An 18,417-nucleotide genomic window follows, 5' to 3' on the forward strand; every position below is an offset into this window, starting at 1 on the left:
CAGCGCGGGTGAGCGGGTCCTGGTGCGTCCGGCCGCAAGGCGGAGGAGGGCGACGACGCGATAGGGGTCCCCCGCGCGAGCGAAGCCGAGCGTGGGGGAGTCGGCAACCGACGACAACGCCGGTGGGGGCACCTCCCGCTCGAGCGAAGCCGAGAGTGGGGGAGGGCGTGCCAGGACCCGCGTCTCCGACATGAACCGCCGGACAGGCCTTAGGCGTCCAGCGCCTCCCGCCACTCCCGGACGGCCTCCGGCGACACCGGTGCGGTCCACCCGCCCGGGCGGGCGGCGCCGCCGATGTGGAAGGCGTCGATGCCCGCCGTGCGCAGGGGTGGCACATGGTCGAGGCGCAGACCGCCGCCGACCATGATCCGCGGTTCGTAGCCCGGCTCACCGCCGCGGGCGGCCTCGGCGAGCAGCGTGGGGAGGCCGTCGTCGACGCCCGCCGCGGAACCGGCGGTCAGGTAGGCGTCGAGGCCCGGCAGGTCCGCGAGCTGCTTGCGCACGGCGTCGCGGTCGGCGGCGCGGTCGATCGCGCGGTGGAAGGTCCAGTGGCAGCCGTCCAGTTCGGCGACGAGCCGCTCTACAGCGGCCAGGTCCGCGCCGCCGTGCTCGTCGAGAAAGCCGAGCACGAACTCGTCCGCCCCCGCGGCGCGCATCTCCCCGGCGACGCGGACGAGCGCGTCGACGTCTCCCGCGGCGAATCCGTCCGCGAGGCGGAGCATCACGCGCAGCGAGATGTCCACGGCGGCGCGGATACCGGCGAAGGTCTCCACCGGTGGGGTGAGCCCTTCGGCGGCCATGTCGGTGACCAGCTCCAGCCGGTCCGCACCTCCGGCCTGGGCGGCGACCGCGTCCTCCACGCCGAGGGCGATCACCTCCAGGACTGCGCGCTTGCGCTTGATCATCGGACCTCTTCCCTTGGGCGGCTACAGGTCTAGTCCAATCTCAGAGTACGCGGGTGGGGCTGCCGCCGCGAGAAGATCACGCCGCGTCGGTGCGCGGGTGGGTGGATTTCGCCCCCTCCGCCCCTACCCGTCCCGCCCCTGGGAACCACCGCCCCCAGACCCCTGCCAAAAGATCGCCGCAGTTCCCCGCACCCCTGAAGGGGCGCGGGGAACTGCGCTACCAGCCCGCTCCGGGTGGGGCAGCAAAAACCCCGCCGCCCTCATCCGCCCGTCAGCCGAAGATGTTCAGCTCCCTCTTCTCCGCCCCGACCAGCTCATACCGCTCGCCGTCGACCGGCCGTCCCGCGTACAGCCGTACCAGCGTCGCGGCACTGCCGATGTACCGGGCCGGCGGCCGCTCCCCCGGCACACTCCCCAACCGCAGCGGTTCGTCCATGTCGTCGACGTCGGCGTGCAGCGGCAGATGCCCCTTGTGGCGGGTGACCCGCGCGAGAAGGGCGAGCGCGTGCGGCAGCCCGTCGCCCGCGTACGCCCCCGGCTCCCCGAAGACCTCGCGCACGTCCCCGGCATGCACCCACTCCCCCAGCGCGATCGGGTCGAGCACACCACCCGCCTCGGCGATCACCGGCCCGGCCTCGGTCATCCCGCGCTCCAGTTCGTCCACTACCCACGCGTTCGTCCAGGCGGCCCGCTCCGCGATGTCCCGGTCGTTCGACTCGGGCGAGAACACGCCCTTCTCGAACCGCCCCTCCACCACCCGGATCAACGCGGCCGAACAGTGCGCGAGCACGTCGCGCACGGTCCACCCCGGACACGCGCCGGTCGCCAGCGCGAAGTCCTCCTCCGGCCGGGCCCGCAGCAGCGGTATCAGCGCGTCACGCTCGATCGTCAGAAGCCGCCCGGGCAGCTCGGGGTCCCGTACGTCGTGCATGTCAGCAGTAGTCATGGGTGCCACGCTAGGGGGCCGAGGGCTCCGCACGGGAGAATGGGCGCATGGCCGATCTCGACGCCCTGCGCACCCGCTGGACCCGTGCCCTGGAAGGAGCCCGGGCGCCCGGCGGCGGCCCGGACCCCGTTCCGTACGCGGACCATCTCCTCGCCCGCTGGCAGGAGCCCCAGCGCCACTACCACACCGTCACGCACCTCCAGGCGGTCCTCGACCACATCGACGTACTGGAGAAACACGCGGACGACCCGGACCTCGTACGCCTGGCCGCCTGGTTCCACGACGCCGTGTACTTCCCCGACCGCTCCGAGAACGAGGAGCGCTCGGCCCGCCTCGCCGAACGCGCGCTCCCCGAGGCCGGGGTGTCCCAGGAGAGGACCGCGGAGGTCGCCCGCCTGGTCCGCCTCACGGTCACCCACGACCCTGCCGACGACGACCGCAACGGCCAGGTCCTGTGCGACGCCGACCTGGCGATCCTGGCCTCGTCCCCGAACGCGTACGCCGCGTACACCGCCGCAGTCCGCCAGGAGTACGCCTTCGTCCCGAACGACGCGTTCCACGAGGGCCGCGCCGCGATCCTGCGTCAACTCCTCGACCTGCCCCGCCTGTTCCGCACACCGCACGGTGCGGCGCTGTGGGAGAACACCGCGCGGTACAACATCGGCGCCGAGCTGGAGCTGCTCACCGACTGACATCGCCCGGTGGACCACCACCCCGACAGCCGGTGCGCGCCTTACCGGCGGGCCCTGGGTCGGCGGTGCGGTCATCGACGCGGGGTTCGGGTACGCCTCCACCGCCTGGGCGGGCGCGGCCATGACGGTGTCCGCGATCGGCGTGGCCGTCGTCTCACTGCGGCTGCACCGCCGTACGCGGTCCTCGCGCGGCGTGACCGTCGTGCCCAAGGCGGGGGCCGCGAACAAATCGGTACGTACGGAAGCGTGATCCGACCTATCCTCGCCCGCATGGGAGACATGGGCGGGGACTTGAGCGGGGACTTGAACCGGGACTTGAGCCGGGACCCGGGCGAGGCCATGGGTGCGGAAGTGGGCGGGCACCTGGCCGCGGACCAGGTGGCGGAAGCCGTCGCGGGGAGCGTCGCGCTGCTGCGTACGGCTGCCGGGCGTGACTGGGAAGGCATCAAGGCGGGGCACCTGGAGTGGAGTTGCCGGCGGACGGCCGAGCACATCTCCAGCGATCTCATCGCGTACGCGGGGCAGCTGGCCGGGCGGGCCACCGAGGCGTACGTGCCCTTCGAGATCGTGATGGAGGACGGCACCGACAACGCGGGCGTCATCGACGTGATCGAGACGACCGGCGCCCTGTTCGCGGCCACCGTCCGCACGACGCCGCGCGAGGTGCGCGCCTTCCACCCGTACCCCTTCCGCAGCGCGAACCGCGAGGGCTTCGCCGCGATGGGCATCGCCGAAGTCCTCTTGCACACGCATGACATCGCGGAGGGACTGGGGCTTGCCTACGAACCCCCGGCCGCACTCTGCGGGGGCGTCCTCACCCGGATCTTTCCCCAGGTCCGGCCAGGGCCCTCCCCCTGGCGCACCCTCCTGTGGGCCACCGGCCGCGGCGAACTGCCGGGCCGCGCCCCGGTCACCGAGTGGCGCTGGAGCAACAACCTCGTGATCGAGTCCGAGCGGCTCACGCTCCAGGGGGTCACCCCGGCGGCCGCCGCCGAGCTGCGCGCGGGGGGCACGGGCGGCTTCGAGTGGATCGCGGGCGGCCCGTTCGAGGGCACACGGGACGCCGCCGGGATGGTCGTGAAGGCGTACGAGGGCGGGGTGCACCGGCCGGAGTGGGGCATGTTCGTCCTCGTCCGCCGGGAGGACGGGCGCGCGGTCGGCGGCATGGGCTTCCACGGCGTGCCCGACGAGGAAGGCCGGGCCGAGGTCGGCTACGACCTCGCGGAGAGCGCCCGCGGCAACGGTTACGCGACCGAGGCCCTGCGCGCCCTCGCCGCCTGGGCCCTGGCCCGAGACGACGTCCAGCTCCTCTTCGCCGCCATCGACCGGACCAACACGCCCTCCCAACGCGTCATTTCGCGCGCCGGTTTCACCCGGGTGAGCGAGGACATGGAACGTTACGCGTACGAGCTCCACGGCATGGACCGCTCACTCCAGCTGTACGCCCGGGCGACCTGACAGCCCGGGTTCGCCCCGAGCCTCAGCGGCTGTCTCCCGGCCGCTTGCGGCGGCGCAGCCCCGCCCCGTACAGCAGCCGCACCACCTCGCGGCTGCTCACCTGCACCGCACCCGCCCGCACGGCATCGTCGTACCGGTGTGCGGGAATGTCGTAGTGGTCCCGCTCGAAGGCACGCCGCGGCGCACCCAACTCCGCGGCGAACGCGTGCAGTTCGTCGTACGAGACATCGCTGATCAGATGGGACCACATGCGACCGTGCCCCGGCCAGGTGGGTGGATCGATGTAGACGGTCACGAGGAGGCGGCCCCACCCGTCGCCGAGCCGAGGGAGCCCACCGAGGCGACCTTCACGCCCGCCTTGTGGCACACCCAGTGCGGGTCGGGCCCCAACTCGGGCTCCACGTCGAGGGCGTGCGGATCGCCGGAGCCGCAGACGGGGCACAGCGGCCACCGGCCGTACCGCTCCAGCAACGCGTCCTGTACGTCCTGGGCGACCAGCCCGGCGACGTAGTCCGTGCCCTCCGGCCACTGCTCGATCCACCAGCGGCGCTGCACGACCGACTCCTCCACCAGGGAGACGACGTCCGCCTCGGCCACGTCACCCGCGACGAGATCGGCGAGGACAAGGGCGCGAGCGGCGTGCAAGGCCTGCTCCAGGGGGCTGATGGGGTCCATGCACCCATTGTGCGCACCCTTGACCGTATGCCCCAACGGAAAATATCTTTCAGCTGTGACCCATGACGTGAAGGAAATTTTCGCGGGAGAGGCGCCGCCCGCCCCCGCCGCCCTCGCGGCCAAGGTGCGGACACTCGCCCCGTCGATGACCCGCTCCATGCAGCGGGTCGCCGAGGCCGTCGCCGGCGACCCGGCCGGCTGCGCGGCCCTCACGGTCACCGGCCTCGCCGAGCTCACCGGCACCAGCGAGGCGACGGTCGTCCGTACCGCCCGTCTGCTCGGCTACCCCGGCTACCGGGATCTGCGCCTGGCGCTCGCCGGACTGGCCGCCCAGCAGCAGTCGGGGCGCGCCCCCGCCGTCACCGCCGACATCGCGGTCGACGACCCCATCGCGGACGTCGTCGCGAAACTCGCGTACGACGAGCAGCAGACCCTCGCCGACACCGCCGCCGGGCTCGACACCCTCCAGCTCGGCGCGGCGGTCGCCGCGATCGCCGCGGCCCGCCGCATCGACATCTACGGCGTCGGCGCGTCCGGCCTGGTCGCCCAGGACCTCTTCCAGAAGCTCATGCGCATAGGGCTCATAGCCCACGCGCACAGCGACCCGCACCTGGCCGTCACCAACGCGGTACAGCTGCGCGCCAAGGACGTGGCGATAGCCATCACCCACTCCGGTTCGACCGGCGACGTCATCGAACCGCTCCGGGTCGCCTTCGAGCACGGGGCGACGACGGTGGCGATCACCGGCCGCCCCGGCGGTCCCGTCACGCAGTACGCGGACCACATCCTCACCACGTCGACGGCCCGCGAGAGCGAGCTGCGCCCGGCGGCGATGTCGTCGCGCACGAGCCAGCTGCTGGTGGTGGACTGTCTGTTCGTGGGGGTGGCCCAGCGGACGTACGAGACGGCGGCGCCGGCGCTGTCCGCCTCGTACGAGGCCCTGGCACACCGCCACACGCCGCGCGGCGGGGGACGCCGCTAGACCGCGCACCACCGGCCCATCTCTTCTTCTCTCCCTCTCTTCTTCTCTTCTTTCTCTTCTCCAACGGGGCCCTTCTTCTCGCAGCACCGGAAAGTCGTCGTACCGCACGGAAAAGAGCCGTCCTCCATGACTTCAACCGCCGACGCCTCCTCCAACTACCGCGGCCTGAGGGCCGAGTTGGAGACACTCACCACCGAGGCGTTCCGCCCCGAACTCGCCGAGATCGACCAGCTGGCCACCCTGGAGATCGCGAAGATCATGAACGGCGAGGACGCGACCGTGCCGACGGCCGTCGCGGCGCAGCTCCCGCTCATCGCCGCCACCATCGACGACATCGCGGACCGCATGTCCCGCGGCGGCCGCCTCATCTACACGGGCGCGGGCACCGCGGGCCGCCTCGGCGTCCTGGACGCCTCCGAGTGCCCGCCCACCTTCAACACCGACCCGTCCGAGGTCGTGGGCCTGATCGCGGGCGGCCCGACCGCCATGATCACCTCGATCGAGGGCGCCGAGGACTCCAAGGAGCTGGCCGCGCAGGACCTCTCCGGACTGGGGCTGACCCCCGACGACACGGTCGTCGGCATCTCCGCCTCCGGCCGCACCCCGTACGCCGTCGGCGCCGTCGAACACGCCCGCGCGCGCGGCGCGTTGACGATCGGCCTGTCCTGCAACGCGGACAGCCCGCTCGCCGCCGCCGCGGACCACGGCCTCGAGGTCGTCGTGGGCCCCGAGCTCCTGACCGGCTCGACACGCCTGAAGGCGGGCACGGCCCAGAAACTCGTCCTCAACATGCTCTCGACGATCACCATGATCCGCCTCGGCAAGACCTACGGGAACCTGATGGTCGACGTACGCGCCTCGAACGAGAAGCTGCGGGCCCGCTCCCGCCGCATCGTCGCCCTCGCCACCGGCGCCTCGGACGAGGAAATCGAACAGGCCCTCACCGCCACCGACGGCGAGGTGAAGAACGCGATCCTGACCATCCTGGGGGGCGTGGACGGTCCCACGGCGGCCCACCTCCTGGACGAGAGCAAGGGCCACCTGCGAGCGGCACTGGCGGCAGCGCCCCACTGAAAGCACGCCGTCACAACTGTGCGCATGCGTGCCCCTGGGGCGGCAGCCCACCCGCCGTCGCAGCCGCGGGCATGCGCGGCCCCGGGGCAGCAGCCCACCCGCCCTCATAGCCGTGAGCACGCACACCCCTGGAACAGCAGCCCACCCGCCCTCATAGCCGCGGCCATGCGCGGCCCCGGGGCAGCAGCCCACCCGCCCTCATAGCCGTGGGCCATCGTGCCGCCGGGGCAGCACGGGTGGGCACGGCGGCACCCTGCAAGCGCTGGTAACGCATCCACCCCCGAGCAACCAGGACAAACGCACAGTGAACCCTTCCCCCCACGCCACCGCCGCCGCGATCCTCCCCTTGGTCGGCGGCCCCGCGAACGTAACCTCCGTAGCCCACTGCATGACCCGCCTGCGCCTGGGCCTACGGGACCGGACCGAGGTCCAGGAGGACACCCTCAGAGCACTCCCCGCCGTACTCGGCATCGTCGCCGACGACGACACGTACCAGATCGTCCTCGGCCCTGGCACGGTCGCCCGAGTGACCCCGGAGTTCGAGGCGTTGCTGGCGACCGCCGCCGATCACCTGGCGGCCAAGGGCGCCGAGCTGAAGGCAACCAGGCGACAACGCAACGCCACCCCCCTCAAACTCCTCCTGCGCCGCATCGCGAACATTTTCGTCCCCCTGATCCCCGCCCTGATCGGCTGCGGCGTCATCGCGGGCCTGAACGGCCTGCTGATCAACCTGAGTCTGCTGGCGACGGTCACCCCCGCTCTCGCCGCCATCGCCTCCGGCTTCATGGCTCTGATCGCCGTCTTCGTCGGCTACAACACGGCGAAGGAGTTCGGCGGCACGCCGATCCTGGGCGGCGCCGTGGCGGCGGTGATCGTGTACGCGGGCGTCGCCAAGGTGACGGTGTTCGGCATGACGCTCGCTCCCGGCCAGGGCGGCGTCCTGGGCGCACTGGCGGCCGCGCTCCTGGGGACGTACGTCGAGAAATGGTGCCGCAGCTGGGTCCCGGAGACGCTGGACGTCCTGGTCACCCCCACCCTCACCGTCCTCCTCACCGGCCTGGTGACGCTCTACGCCCTGATGTACACGGCGGGCGAGCTCTCCACGGCCATCGGCACGGCGGCGAACTGGCTCCTGGAGAACACCGGCGCCTTCGCGGGCCTGATCCTGGGCGGCCTGTTCCTCCCCCTCGTCATGCTCGGCCTGCACCAGGCCCTGATCCCCATCCACACCACTCTCATCGAGCAGCAGGGCTACACCGTCCTCCTCCCCATCCTGGCGATGGCGGGCGCGGGCCAGGTCGGCGCGGCCGCCGCGGTGTACGTCCGCCTCCGCCACGACCACTCCATCCGCACGACGATCAGGTCGGCGCTCCCCGCAGGCCTCCTCGGCGTCGGCGAACCCCTGATCTACGGCGTCTCGCTCCCCCTCGGCCGCCCCTTCATCACGGCCTGCGCGGGCGGAGCGGCGGGCGGCGCCTTCGTGGGCTTCTTCTCCATGCTCGGCGACAAGGTCGGCTCGACAGCCATCGGTCCGTCGGGCTGGGCCCTGTTCCCCCTGCTCTCCGGCAACCGGGGCCTGGCCCTGACGGCCGCGATCTACGCGGGCGGCCTGTTCACGGGATACGTGGTCGGCTTCGCCGCGACGTACTTCTTCGGTCTCACCGGCCTCACCGACCGCGCCGGCCCCACCGGCCCTGCCGGGTTGTCAGTGGCGCGTGCAAAGGTGGAGCCATGAACCACGCACAGCTGACCGCCCTGGGGCGAGCCCTGCGCCTGCTCGGGGAGCACGGTGACGCGCTGACCGCCGACACGCCCGACGCGAAGCTGCACGAGGTCAAGGCGGACCTGAAGCGGGCCCTGGACCTGCTCGACGAGACGGTGACGACAGCGGCGCCCACCACCCGCTGCGCCGAGCACCCGACCGGGCCGGTCGACGAGGGCGCCGCCGACCTCTGCCTGCTCTGCGAGACCCGCCGCCGCGCCGCCCGCCGCTCCGAGGTCAACGACGCGTACGCGCACGGCCGCACCACCACCGGCTCCGAGGAAGCCCCTGAGCGCACCAAGTCCCGCTACGGCCTGCGCGGCGACCGCCCCCAGCCCCAGCAGCGCTGGCTCCCGGAGGTCTGGAACGGCCAGGCGTGGCAGCTCTGCGGCACCCCCCGCCGCGACCGCCAGGAGGCCGAACGCTACCTGGCCGCCGAACGCAGAACGCCCCGCCCGGGCATGGCCTACCGCCTGGTCCACGAGTTCACGGACTACGAGGTGCTGAGGATCTGGGGCACACCGGTACGAGTGGACATCGAACCGATGGGGAATCTGTAGCCCGACGCGACAGGGAGCAGCCCGTGACCGCGCCCGCGCACCGGCTGCTCAGGGCAGCCGCCCCTCCGCGTTGATCCGCCGCACCCGCGCCCGCAGCACCTCCCCCGGCGGCGCCTGTCCGAGCGCCTCCGCAGGACAGTCCCACTCACATCCGCCGCCCAGGGGCCGCAGTTGTACGTAGCCGCCCTCGCGCCCCATGACCTGACCGAGCCGCCCGTCCCGTACGTCGATCGCGTACTCCTCGGTCACGACTCACCGCCGCCGCCCGGCCCGCCGAGCCCGCGCAACACGGCGGTCAGCTTCTGCGCCGTGCCCACGTTGCAGCGCCCCAGCGCGACCAGGGCGAACGGCTCGTCGCTCGCACCCGTCACCGGGTCGACCCGCAGCGACGGCAGGACCACACCGACCCCGACCAGGGCGGCCCGCAGCTCCTCGACGATCTCCTCGGTGGGCCGCACCCGCCTACTCGACGTCATCTCCATCACCCCGCTCCTCCACGCTGAGTGTTCGCTTTCACCACACAGCGTGGCCATCCCGCCTCTAACCTGGCAAGAGACGGCGCCTCAACAACCTCGCCTGTGTGACAGGGAGTTGCCATGCCAGGACCGAAGGACCTCGATCCGTCCTCGTCGCCACGCGCCATGATCGGCGCGGAGCTGCGGCACGCCCGCGAGAACGCGGGCCTCAGCCAGGCCGAGCTCGGCGAGCCGCTGTTCGTCAGCGGTTCGTTCATCGGCCAGCTGGAGGCCGGCACGCGACGCCTGCAACTCGAATACGCCGTCCAGATAGACGAGATCCTCGGCATGAACGGCTTCTTCGAGCGCAACTGCAAGGCGCTGGCCAGGTCGAAGTACCCCGATCACTTCGCGGAGGCCGCGGAGGCGGAGGCGATCGCTACGGCGATCAGGGAGTACTCACAGTTGCTGATCCCGGGGTTATTACAGACGAAGGCCTACGCGGAGGCGGTGTGCCGCGCGTATAAGCCGACAGCCACGGACGTCGAGATCGAAGCTCTGGTGTCGGCCCGGCTGGAACGCGCCCACCTCCTGGACGATCCAACAACGCCTCTGTTGTGAGCGATCCTCGATGAGGCCGCCCTTCGGCGGACGACCGGCGGCGGCACGGTGATGGCGGAGGCTCTGCGTCACGTGGCAGACCTGGCGCACAAGCACCGGATCATCCTGCAGGTGGTGCCGTTCAGCTCCGGAGCACACGCATCGATGGAAGGTTCCCTGAAACTTATGGAGTTCGAGGACGCGCCTTCGCTCTCCTTCGTCGAAGCGCCAGACATGGGGAAGTTGCTGGACGACCCTGCCACGGTCGCCCGCCACACGCTGATGTTCAACCTCCTCCAGGCCGCAGCGCTTTCGCCACGAAACTCCCTGGCTCTGGTCGAGTCGGTGGCGCAGGATTACGGACATGGAGCACAGCACCCGTGAGTACGACCTGAGCACGGCCACTTGGTACAAGTCGAGCCACAGCGGCGGGAGCGGCGGCAACTGTCTGGAAGTCGCCCGCTGGCGCAAGTCGACGTACAGCGGCGGCCAAGGCGGCGACTGCCTGGAAGTCGCCGACGATCACCCCACCGCCGTCCCCGTCCGCGACTCCAAGAACCCCCACGGCCCGAAGCTCGTGTTCCAGGCGGAGGTCTGGTCCGCGTTCGTCATGGGCGTCAAGGGCGAGGTCCGGGGCGCCCGTTGAGCGAACCGCGCGATCACGAGCCGGTCTTCGTCAGAAGCAAGTGGGGGACGAACCGGTACGTCTACAACCCGAACAACCCCGTCGGCCTCGCCCTCGTCTTCGGCTCGCTGCTCTTCGCGGCAGGCGGCATGTACTACCTGCACGCGAGCTCGAACTGGAGTGAGGGCGAACTCCGTTCGGCGGTGCACCAAGCGGCGGACGACCTGGAGAGGAAGCCGGTCGTCTACGACGAGTACCTGGGCTTCCAGAGCTACATCGACGAGGCCATCGACCGCACCGGGGAAGGCCCGTCGACCGGCGCAGTGATCGACCAGGCCACGCATTCCTTCGAAAAGGTCCCCGCCGCCGACGACGACTACACCATCACCGGCCCCGGTACGGACGCCGCGTTCTGCATGCACATCCACGCGACGCCGACGAACGAGACGTACGCGGCCCTCTCCGTCGACGTCACCGACGGCTCCTGCCAGGGGACTTGAGCCTCGGGCGCCGAGCTCCGAGCCCTCTTTGCAAGGAACGGGAGGCGGGCCTCAACCCGCCCACCCTCCCCGCGAGTTGACTTGACGCATTCGACTTGCCACACACAGTGACGACGCTCTGGCGTGCGGAGAACAAACAGCCCCCGTCAGGTGCTAGCAACACCTGCGGGGGCTTGACCGACAAGATCGAAGGACAAGTTCGATCCCATGGCTGATGCCAAGCTTAGTGCCGCGCCTTTGTCCGCGCACGCGTCCCCGCACCCAATGGCCAACCCGGGTTACGGAAAGCGCGCCGCCCCGGACCAACTCCCCCGCACCAACCACGACTTCACGCACCTCCCGCCCCGCGAAGCAGCGATCGCCGCGTACGTCGACCGCCTCCCCGACGGCGCCGACATCTCCGTAAAAACGCTGGCCAAGACGCTCCCGTACGGGCAATGCGCCCTCCGCACAGCCCTCAACAACCTCACCAACGCAGGCCACTTACGCCGAGGCCGCGAACACCTGGCCGAGTCGGGCAGCCAACACTGGATCACCCGAACGTGGTTCTCCCGCACGGCACGTGACGACGACTGGTGGGCGGCGTTCACGCGGGGCGACGTACCGCAGGAGTCCCCGAACGCCAGGAAGGCCCCCACCCGTTCCCGCGCCTACATCCTGCTCGCGGCGCTCGGCCGTACCGCCCCGGTCCTGTCCCTGTCGCACGCGGCCTGCGCGGAACTCGCACCGCTGGTCACCGAGTGGTTCGCCCGGGGCGCCGCCGAGGAGGACGTACTGCGCGCGCTGACCGCCGGGCTCCCGGTCCCCGTCCACAGCCCGGCCGCCCTCGTCGCCACCCGGCTGAGGGACAAACTCCCGCCGGACCCCGTACGCACCCTACGACCACCCCTGCGCGTACTGGAGTGCGCGAAGTGCGGAACACCGGGCCGCCCGGAGGCCCTGCCGGGCGGCGTCTGCGGCCCGTGCCGCGGCGAGGCCGCGCCGCCCCGGCCCTTAGGCCCTGTGCCGACCTCGGCAGTCCACGCCCACGCCGCCGCGGCCCGCGCGGCGATGGTCGACCGACGAGAAAGGCCACGCGTATGACCGCTCCAACGGTCCGGAAGCACACGCCCGGGGCACCATGGTGGGAAGGAGGCGAGCTCACCATGACCTTTGGCACCAGGCGCCCACAGATGTCCCGGCAGGAATGGGCCGATCCGGAGGGCGTCCTCATGGTCGTCGAAGTCACCTCTCGCGACCGCGACACCGACCGGCGCGACCGCGTCGACAAGGTCCGCGGTTACGCGGAGGCGGGCATTCCCGTCTACCTGCTCATCGACCGGGACAACGACACCCTCGTCGTGCACAACGATCTGAGGAACGGGACCTACCGGCAGAGCCCCTCATACCCGTACGGAGCTGTAGTCGAGCTCCCCTCCCCCGTGAACATCACCCTGGACACCGAGAAACTCAAGGACTACGCGGACTGAGCCGTGAGGCCGAACCGCTCGATGCCCCCGTCGCGCATCGCCATGGTGGCACCGACTCACCCGAGGACGCAGCCGGTTGACCCCATGCGCCGGGGGCGGCTCCGCTGCTGCAGAAGAGCCGCCCCCGGGGCGTACGGCGAGCAGGCTCAGCTCAGCTGAGGGTCTTCAGGGCCGCCGCGTCGTACGGCGCCAGGTCCGCGAACCGTCCGTCGAGGACCTTTGCCGCCCACTCCGGGTCCTGAAGCAGCGCGCGGCCCACGGCGACGAGGTCGAACTCGTCGCGCTCCAGGCGGTCCAGCAGGTCGTCGATGCCCTTGACCGAGGAGCCCTCTCCCTGGAATGCCTTGAGGAAGTCACCGTCCAGGCCGACCGAGCCGACGGTGATGGCGGGCTTGCCGGTGATCTTCTTCGTCCAGCCGGCCAGGTTCAGGTCGGAGTCGTCGAACTCCGGGAGCCAGTAGCGGCGGGTGGAGGCGTGGAAGGCGTCCACTCCGGCGGCGGCGAGCGGCGTCAGGATCGCCTCCAGCTCCTCCGGGGTCTCGGCGAGCCGGGCGTCGTACGCCTGCTGCTTCCACTGCGAGTAGCGGAAGAGCACCGGGAAGGACGGGGAGACCGCCGCGCGGACCGCGGCCACGATCTCCGCCGCGAACTTCGTACGGGCCACCGGGTCGCCGCCGTACGCGTCCGTGCGACGGTTGGTGCCCGCCCACAGGAACTGGTCGATCAGGTAGCCGTGGGCGCCGTGCAGCTCGACACCGTCGAAGCCGATGCGCTCGGCGTCGGCCGCCGCCGCGGCGAAGGCGCCGACCACGTCGTCCAGGTCGGACTGCGTCATGGCCTTGCCGGCGACGTCGGCGCCCTCGGAGCCGATGCCGGAGGGGCCGACCGCCGGGGCGTCCGCGAACGGCGGCTCGCCCTGGTTGCGCACCATGCCGATGTGCCACAGTTGGGGCACGATCGTGCCGCCCGCCGCGTGCACGGCGTCGGCGACCTTCGCCCAGCCCGCCAGCTGCTCCTCACCGTGGAAGCGCGGCACCCGGTCGCTCTGCCCGGCCGAATCGTGGCCCACGTACGTGCCCTCGGTGACGATCAGGCCGACGCCCGCGGCGGCGCGGCGGGAGTAGTACCCGACGACGTCCTCCCCCGGCACGCCGCCCGGCGAGAACATCCGGGTCATCGGGGCCATCGCGATCCGGTTCGGGACGGTCAGGCCGTTCAGGGAGACGGGGCGGGACAGGATCTCGGCTGCGCGGGAGGCGGCGGCAGTCACGTGGGGGCTCCTCGGAGAGGTCGATCGGACATCGAGCAGATGGAAGACGGAGATTCCGGACGGTATGTGCACATGCATCAACCGTCCCTCAGCGTCAACCGCCTCCCCCGCGTCGGCATTCCGGCGCCCCACCGACCCATTCTGTGATCCCGGCCACTCCGGTCCCGGAAACGCCCGAGGGCGGCACCCCCTGGGAGTGGGGGTACCGCCCTCGAAACGTAAGGACAGTGATCAACCGGAGGTCGATCAGAAGTCCATGTCACCGCCCGGCATGCCGCCCGGAGCGGCCGCGGCGGCCTTCTCCGGCTTGTCGGCGATGACGGCCTCGGTGGTGAGGAACAGCGCGGCGATGGAGGCGGCGTTCTGCAGGGCAGAGCGGGTCACCTTCGCCGGGTCGATGATGCCCTCGGCGATCATGTCGACGTACTCGCCGGTCGCGGCGTTCAGACCGTGACCGACGGCCAGGTTGCGCACCTTCTCGACGACGACGCCACCCTCGAGACCACCGTTGACGGCGATCTGCTTGAGCGGGGCCTCCAGGGCGAGCTTCACGGCGTTGGCGCCGGTCGCCTCGTCACCCTCGAGCTCCAGCTTCTCGAACACGGCGGACGCCTGGATGAGAGCGACGCCACCACCGGCGACGATGCCCTCCTCGACGGCGGCCTTCGCGTTGCGAACGGCGTCCTCGATGCGGTGCTTGCGCTCCTTGAGCTCGACCTCGGTGGCGGCACCGGCCTTGATGACGGCCACGCCGCCGGCCAGCTTCGCCAGGCGCTCCTGGAGCTTCTCGCGGTCGTAGTCCGAGTCCGAGTTCTCGATCTCGGCACGGATCTGGTTGACCCGGCCGGCGACCTGGTCGGCGGAGCCGGCGCCGTCGACGATCGTGGTCTCGTCCTTGGTGATGACGACCTTGCGGGCGCGGCCCAGCAGGTCCAGACCCGCGTTCTCCAGCTTGAGGCCGACCTCCTCGGAGATGACCTCGCCGCCCGTGAGGATGGCGATGTCGCCGAGCATGGCCTTGCGGCGGTCACCGAAGCCCGGGGCCTTGACGGCGACGGACTTGAAGGTGCCACGGATCTTGTTGACGACCAGGGTCGACAGGGCCTCGCCCTCGACGTCCTCGGCGATGATCAGCAGCGGCTTGCCGCCCTGCATGACCTTCTCGAGGAGCGGGAGCAGGTCCTTGACGTTGGCGATCTTCGAGTTGGCGATCAGGATGTACGGGTCGTCGAGGACGGCCTCCATACGCTCCATGTCGGTGGCGAAGTACGCCGAGATGTAGCCCTTGTCGAAGCGCATACCCTCGGTGAGCTCGAGCTCCAGACCGAAGGTCTGGGACTCCTCGACGGTGATGACGCCTTCCTTGCCGACCTTGTCCATGGCCTCGGCGATGAGCTCGCCGATCTGGGTGTCGGCGGCGGAGATGGAGGCCGTGGAAGCGATCTGCTCCTTGGTCTCGACATCCTTGGCCTGCTCGAGCAGGGCACCGGAGACGGCCTCGACGGCCTTCTCGATACCGCGCTTGAGGGCCATCGGGTTGGCGCCGGCGGCTACGTTGCGCAGACCCTCGCGGACCAGCGCCTGGGCCAGGACGGTCGCGGTCGTCGTGCCGTCACCGGCGACGTCGTCCGTCTTCTTCGCGACCTCCTTGACCAGCTCGGCACCGATCTTCTCGTACGGGTCCTCGAGCTCGATCTCCTTGGCGATGGAGACACCGTCGTTGGTGATCGTGGGGGCGCCCCACTTCTTCTCGAGGACGACGTTGCGGCCCTTGGGGCCAAGGGTGACCTTGACGGCGTCGGCGAGCTGGTTCATCCCGCGCTCGAGACCGCGCCGTGCCTCCTCGTCGAACGCGATGATCTTGGCCATGTGAAGTGGTCCTCCCGGACGGGGTGGATTGCTCCGGACCGTGCCCGCGCCCGCGACGGACGGCCTGCAAGCCTTGTGGTTCCTTGCCCCACCGGCTTGCGGACCTCGCTGACCCGATCCAAGTTCTGTCACTCTCACTGGGAGAGTGCTAACGCCAATGATTAGCACTCGGCCCCCTCGAGTGCAAGGTGCTCCCGCGCAACGAGCCCGTTGAGGGGTGGTAGTCGGCCGACCGGCGGGCGCAAGCGCCTCTCACGAACGGGAGCGGGTCCGGGAACGCACGAGGGGCCCGCGTCCCTGATGGGATGCGGGCCCCTCGGCGTGAGTGCGTCGGTGGCCGTTCGCGCCGGGATCAGACGGCGAGCTTGACCATGTCCGCCTGCGGACCCTTCTGGCCCTGCGAGATCTCGAACTCCACTCGCTGACCCTCTTCAAGGGTGCGGTAGCCGTCCATCTGAATCGCGCTGTAGTGCACGAAGACGTCCGCACCACCGTCGACCGCGATGAAGCCGTACCCCTTCTCCGCGTTGAACCACTTGACGGTGCCCTGAGCCATGCCTAACTCCCCTATTACTGGCCCTTGCACAGATCCACACTTCGCGGATCCGGGTCAGACCTCACCCCCCAACGGTTGGGGGTGTGCGCCGGAACGCGTCGACCGCGGCTGAATGTATCTGTCCAACTGCCGTCTGCAACAGGTCAATCGGACGAGAATTCTGGGCACGGCCGATCGGGAAAATGCGGAGAATTCGCGAAGATTCAGGGCAAGTCGGGCCCCGTAAATGCCATAATCGGCTCAAAAAGGTGGGGCACTTTGGCTACTTCTTGTCGGCTGTCGCGCAGATACTCATATGCGTCCGGCATGAAAAGCGAAGCAGCTTCCCCAACTCTACCGTGCTCAACCATGCAGAATTGCCCCCTCCGTTTCTCTCACGGAGGGGGCAATTCGATGAACTCTTAGTGATGAGCGTTACCTACGGTAACAATCTCACCCTGGGTGACGGGTTCAGCCGCCCGCGACCGCCGGGATGATCGACACGCCCGCACCGTCCGGCGTCGCCGTCTCCAGACCCTGCTCGAACCGCACATCGTCGTCGTTGACGTACACGTTGACGAACCGACGCAGCTTGCCCTGATCGTCCAGAACGCGCGCGGCGATACCCGTGTGGTTCTTCTCCAGGTCGGCGAGGACCTCGGCGAGGGTCCCGCCCTCGGCCGTCACCTCGGCCTGACCGCCGGTGTAGGTGCGCAGGATGGTGGGGATGCGGACGTTGACGCTCATGATGCGAGGCCAGCCTCTCGGAAGGAGTCCAGGTTCGGGCGGATGGTCGCGGTCAGGCCGGTGCCGGCCACCGCGTCCAGGGTCTTGAGGCCGTCGCCGGTGTTGAGGACGACCGTGGTCAGGGTCGGGTCGAGGAGGCCGTTCTCGATCAGCTTCTTGGCGACGCCGAGGGTCACACCGCCCGCCGTCTCGGCGAAGATGCCCTCCGTGCGCGCAAGGAGCTTGATCGCGTCGACGACCTGCTCGTCGTTGACATCCTCCACCGCACCGCCCGTGCGGCGCGCGATGTCGAGGACGTACGGCCCGTCGGCCGGGTTGCCGATGGCGAGCGACTTGGCGATGGTGTTCGGCTTCTGCGGCCGTACGACGTCGTGTCCGGCCTTGTAGGCGACGGACACCGGCGAGCAGCCCTCGGCCTGGGCGCCGAAGATCTTGTACGGCTTGTCCTCGACGAGGCCGAGCTTGATCAGCTCCTGCAGACCCTTGTCGATCTTCGTGAGCTGGGAGCCGGAGGCGATCGGGATGACCAGCTGGTCGGGCAGCCGCCAGCCGAGCTGCTCGCAGATCTCGTACGCCAGGGTCTTGGAGCCCTCCGCGTAGTACGGCCGCAGGTTGACGTTGACGAAGCCCCAGCCCTCGCCGGCCGGGTCGCCGATCAGCTCGGAGCAGAAGCGGTTCACATCGTCGTAATTGCCCTCGATGCCGACGAGCTCGCCGCCGTAGATCGCGGCCATGACGACCTTGCCCTGCTCCAGGTCGTGCGGGATGAACACGCAGGAGCGGAAGCCGGCGCGGGCGGCGGCAGCGCCCACCGCGCCGGCGAGGTTGCCGGTGGAGGAGCAGGAGAGGGTGGTGAAGTCGAAGGCGCGGGCGGCCTCGATGGCCTGGGCGACGACGCGGTCCTTGAAGGAGTGCGTCGGGTTGCCGGAGTCGTCCTTGACGAAGAGCTTGCCGGCGTCGACACCGAGCTCGCGTGCCAGGTTGTCGGCCTTGACGAGCTTGGTCCAGCCGGGGTTGATGTTCGGCTTCTCGGCGACGTCCGCGGGGACGGGCAGCAGGGGCGCGTAGCGCCAGATGTTCGCGGGGCCCGCTTCGATGCGCTTGCGGAGTTCCTCGGTGTCGTAGGCCGAGAAGTCGTACGCGATCTCCAGCGGGCCGAAACACTCCTCGCAGGCGAAGACCGGGCCGAGTGGGACCCGGTGCCCGCACTCGCGGCAGGAAAGCGCGGCGGCGGGGCCGAGATCAACGGCGTCTACGGTGTTCGTGGTGCTTGCAACAGTCTGCGCAGCCATG

At 70.3% G+C, this 18,417-nt stretch carries 21 protein-coding genes and 2 pseudogenes; 12 read left to right on the forward strand and 11 right to left on the reverse strand.

The genetic code is table 11. From position 1 onward, the window contains the following. Positions 1-209: 209 nt before the first annotated feature. Both OG390_RS23295 and OG390_RS23300 read right to left on the reverse strand, forming a co-directional pair. The gene (locus OG390_RS23295; protein ID WP_406170724.1) at positions 210-905 is read right to left on the reverse strand and encodes a copper homeostasis protein CutC; all 696 of its coding nucleotides are present in this window, start codon (positions 903-905) and stop codon (positions 210-212) included. A gap of 271 nt (positions 906-1,176) precedes the next feature. Further along, positions 1,177-1,851 (reverse strand): maleylpyruvate isomerase family mycothiol-dependent enzyme, encoded by a 675-nt coding sequence (locus tag OG390_RS23300; RefSeq protein ID WP_406170725.1) that lies wholly within the window; start codon positions 1,849-1,851, stop codon positions 1,177-1,179. 47 nt (positions 1,852-1,898) lie between these two features. Here OG390_RS23300 and OG390_RS23305 point away from each other — a divergent pair, with 47 nt between their 5' ends. From OG390_RS23305 to OG390_RS23315, 3 genes are all read left to right on the forward strand, one after another. After that, a complete protein-coding gene (locus OG390_RS23305) occupies positions 1,899-2,543 on the forward strand; it encodes a hypothetical protein (protein WP_406170727.1) in 645 nt (214 codons plus the stop codon). A gap of 121 nt (positions 2,544-2,664) precedes the next feature. Beyond that, on the forward strand, positions 2,665-2,793 hold the full coding sequence (locus OG390_RS23310; RefSeq protein ID WP_406170729.1) for a hypothetical protein: 129 nt from the start codon (positions 2,665-2,667) through the stop codon (positions 2,791-2,793). A 128-nt stretch (positions 2,794-2,921) separates the two neighbouring features. Further along, the gene (locus OG390_RS23315; protein ID WP_406177815.1) at positions 2,922-4,001 is read left to right on the forward strand and encodes a GNAT family N-acetyltransferase; all 1,080 of its coding nucleotides are present in this window, start codon (positions 2,922-2,924) and stop codon (positions 3,999-4,001) included. Between the two features lie 22 nt (positions 4,002-4,023). Here the strand turns inward: OG390_RS23315 and OG390_RS23320 are convergent, their stop codons facing one another. Continuing rightward, on the reverse strand, positions 4,024-4,296 hold the full coding sequence (locus tag OG390_RS23320; protein WP_406170731.1) for a DUF4031 domain-containing protein: 273 nt from the start codon (positions 4,294-4,296) through the stop codon (positions 4,024-4,026). Continuing rightward, positions 4,293-4,676, reverse strand: coding sequence for a hypothetical protein (locus OG390_RS23325; RefSeq protein ID WP_406170733.1), 384 nt, complete (start codon positions 4,674-4,676; stop codon positions 4,293-4,295). Before OG390_RS23325 ends, OG390_RS23320 begins: the two co-directional genes overlap by 4 nt. Before the next feature lie 55 nt (positions 4,677-4,731). Here OG390_RS23325 and OG390_RS23330 point away from each other — a divergent pair, with 55 nt between their 5' ends. The 4 genes from OG390_RS23330 (at position 4,732) to OG390_RS23345 (ending at position 9,054) form a co-directional block, all read left to right on the forward strand. Beyond that, positions 4,732-5,658, forward strand: a complete 927-nt coding sequence (locus tag OG390_RS23330; protein WP_406170734.1) for a MurR/RpiR family transcriptional regulator — start codon at positions 4,732-4,734, stop codon at positions 5,656-5,658. 126 nt (positions 5,659-5,784) lie between these two features. Further along, positions 5,785-6,732 (forward strand): N-acetylmuramic acid 6-phosphate etherase, encoded by a 948-nt coding sequence (murQ, locus tag OG390_RS23335; RefSeq protein WP_406170736.1) that lies wholly within the window; start codon positions 5,785-5,787, stop codon positions 6,730-6,732. A gap of 304 nt (positions 6,733-7,036) precedes the next feature. After that, the gene (locus OG390_RS23340) at positions 7,037-8,467 is read left to right on the forward strand and encodes a PTS transporter subunit EIIC (RefSeq protein WP_406170738.1); all 1,431 of its coding nucleotides are present in this window, start codon (positions 7,037-7,039) and stop codon (positions 8,465-8,467) included. After that, the gene (locus OG390_RS23345; RefSeq protein ID WP_406170739.1) at positions 8,464-9,054 is read left to right on the forward strand and encodes a hypothetical protein; all 591 of its coding nucleotides are present in this window, start codon (positions 8,464-8,466) and stop codon (positions 9,052-9,054) included. The genes OG390_RS23340 and OG390_RS23345 overlap by 4 nt, the downstream gene beginning before the upstream one ends. A gap of 48 nt (positions 9,055-9,102) precedes the next feature. Here the strand turns inward: OG390_RS23345 and OG390_RS23350 are convergent, their stop codons facing one another. After that, entirely contained in the window at positions 9,103-9,303 is a 201-nt protein-coding gene (locus OG390_RS23350; RefSeq protein ID WP_406178371.1) for a hypothetical protein, read from the reverse strand. Continuing rightward, positions 9,300-9,530, reverse strand: a complete 231-nt coding sequence (locus OG390_RS23355; protein ID WP_406170741.1) for a hypothetical protein — start codon at positions 9,528-9,530, stop codon at positions 9,300-9,302. The genes OG390_RS23350 and OG390_RS23355 overlap by 4 nt, the downstream gene beginning before the upstream one ends. Before the next feature lie 120 nt (positions 9,531-9,650). Here OG390_RS23355 and OG390_RS23360 point away from each other — a divergent pair. The 5 genes and pseudogenes from OG390_RS23360 to OG390_RS23380 all read left to right on the forward strand — a co-directional run. After that, positions 9,651-10,493: pseudogene (locus tag OG390_RS23360) on the forward strand (helix-turn-helix domain-containing protein). Next, positions 10,474-10,755, forward strand: coding sequence for a DUF397 domain-containing protein (locus tag OG390_RS23365; protein WP_406170743.1), 282 nt, complete (start codon positions 10,474-10,476; stop codon positions 10,753-10,755). The pseudogene OG390_RS23360 and the gene OG390_RS23365 overlap by 20 nt, the downstream one beginning before the upstream one ends. Next, complete coding sequence (locus tag OG390_RS23370; protein ID WP_406170745.1) at positions 10,752-11,234, forward strand: hypothetical protein; 483 nt, start codon at positions 10,752-10,754, stop codon at positions 11,232-11,234. Before OG390_RS23365 ends, OG390_RS23370 begins: the two co-directional genes overlap by 4 nt. A gap of 207 nt (positions 11,235-11,441) precedes the next feature. Next, complete coding sequence (locus OG390_RS23375; protein ID WP_406170747.1) at positions 11,442-12,317, forward strand: hypothetical protein; 876 nt, start codon at positions 11,442-11,444, stop codon at positions 12,315-12,317. Positions 12,318-12,415: 98 nt separating this feature from the next. Then, positions 12,416-12,703: pseudogene (locus OG390_RS23380) on the forward strand (Uma2 family endonuclease); the annotation flags it as partial. Positions 12,704-12,854: 151 nt separating this feature from the next. Here the strand turns inward: OG390_RS23380 and OG390_RS23385 are convergent. The 5 genes from OG390_RS23385 to thrC form a co-directional block, all read right to left on the reverse strand. Then, on the reverse strand, positions 12,855-13,973 hold the full coding sequence (locus tag OG390_RS23385) for an NADH:flavin oxidoreductase (protein ID WP_406170749.1): 1,119 nt from the start codon (positions 13,971-13,973) through the stop codon (positions 12,855-12,857). A gap of 246 nt (positions 13,974-14,219) precedes the next feature. Beyond that, a complete protein-coding gene (groL, locus tag OG390_RS23390) occupies positions 14,220-15,842 on the reverse strand; it encodes a chaperonin GroEL (protein ID WP_399085896.1) in 1,623 nt (540 codons plus the stop codon). A 352-nt stretch (positions 15,843-16,194) separates the two neighbouring features. Continuing rightward, positions 16,195-16,398 carry a cold-shock protein gene (locus OG390_RS23395; RefSeq protein ID WP_005315736.1) on the reverse strand — a complete coding sequence of 68 codons (204 nt, stop codon included), beginning with the start codon at positions 16,396-16,398 and terminating at the stop codon, positions 16,195-16,197. Between the two features lie 450 nt (positions 16,399-16,848). Beyond that, positions 16,849-17,124, reverse strand: coding sequence for a MoaD/ThiS family protein (locus OG390_RS23400; protein WP_399085899.1), 276 nt, complete (start codon positions 17,122-17,124; stop codon positions 16,849-16,851). Then, complete coding sequence (gene thrC / locus OG390_RS23405) at positions 17,121-18,416, reverse strand: threonine synthase (protein ID WP_406170752.1); 1,296 nt, start codon at positions 18,414-18,416, stop codon at positions 17,121-17,123. Before thrC ends, OG390_RS23400 begins: the two co-directional genes overlap by 4 nt. Position 18,417 lies beyond the last annotated feature (1 nt).

Source organism: Streptomyces sp. NBC_00996 (genome assembly GCF_045162675.1).
Taxonomy (GTDB): domain Bacteria; phylum Actinomycetota; class Actinomycetes; order Streptomycetales; family Streptomycetaceae; genus Streptomyces.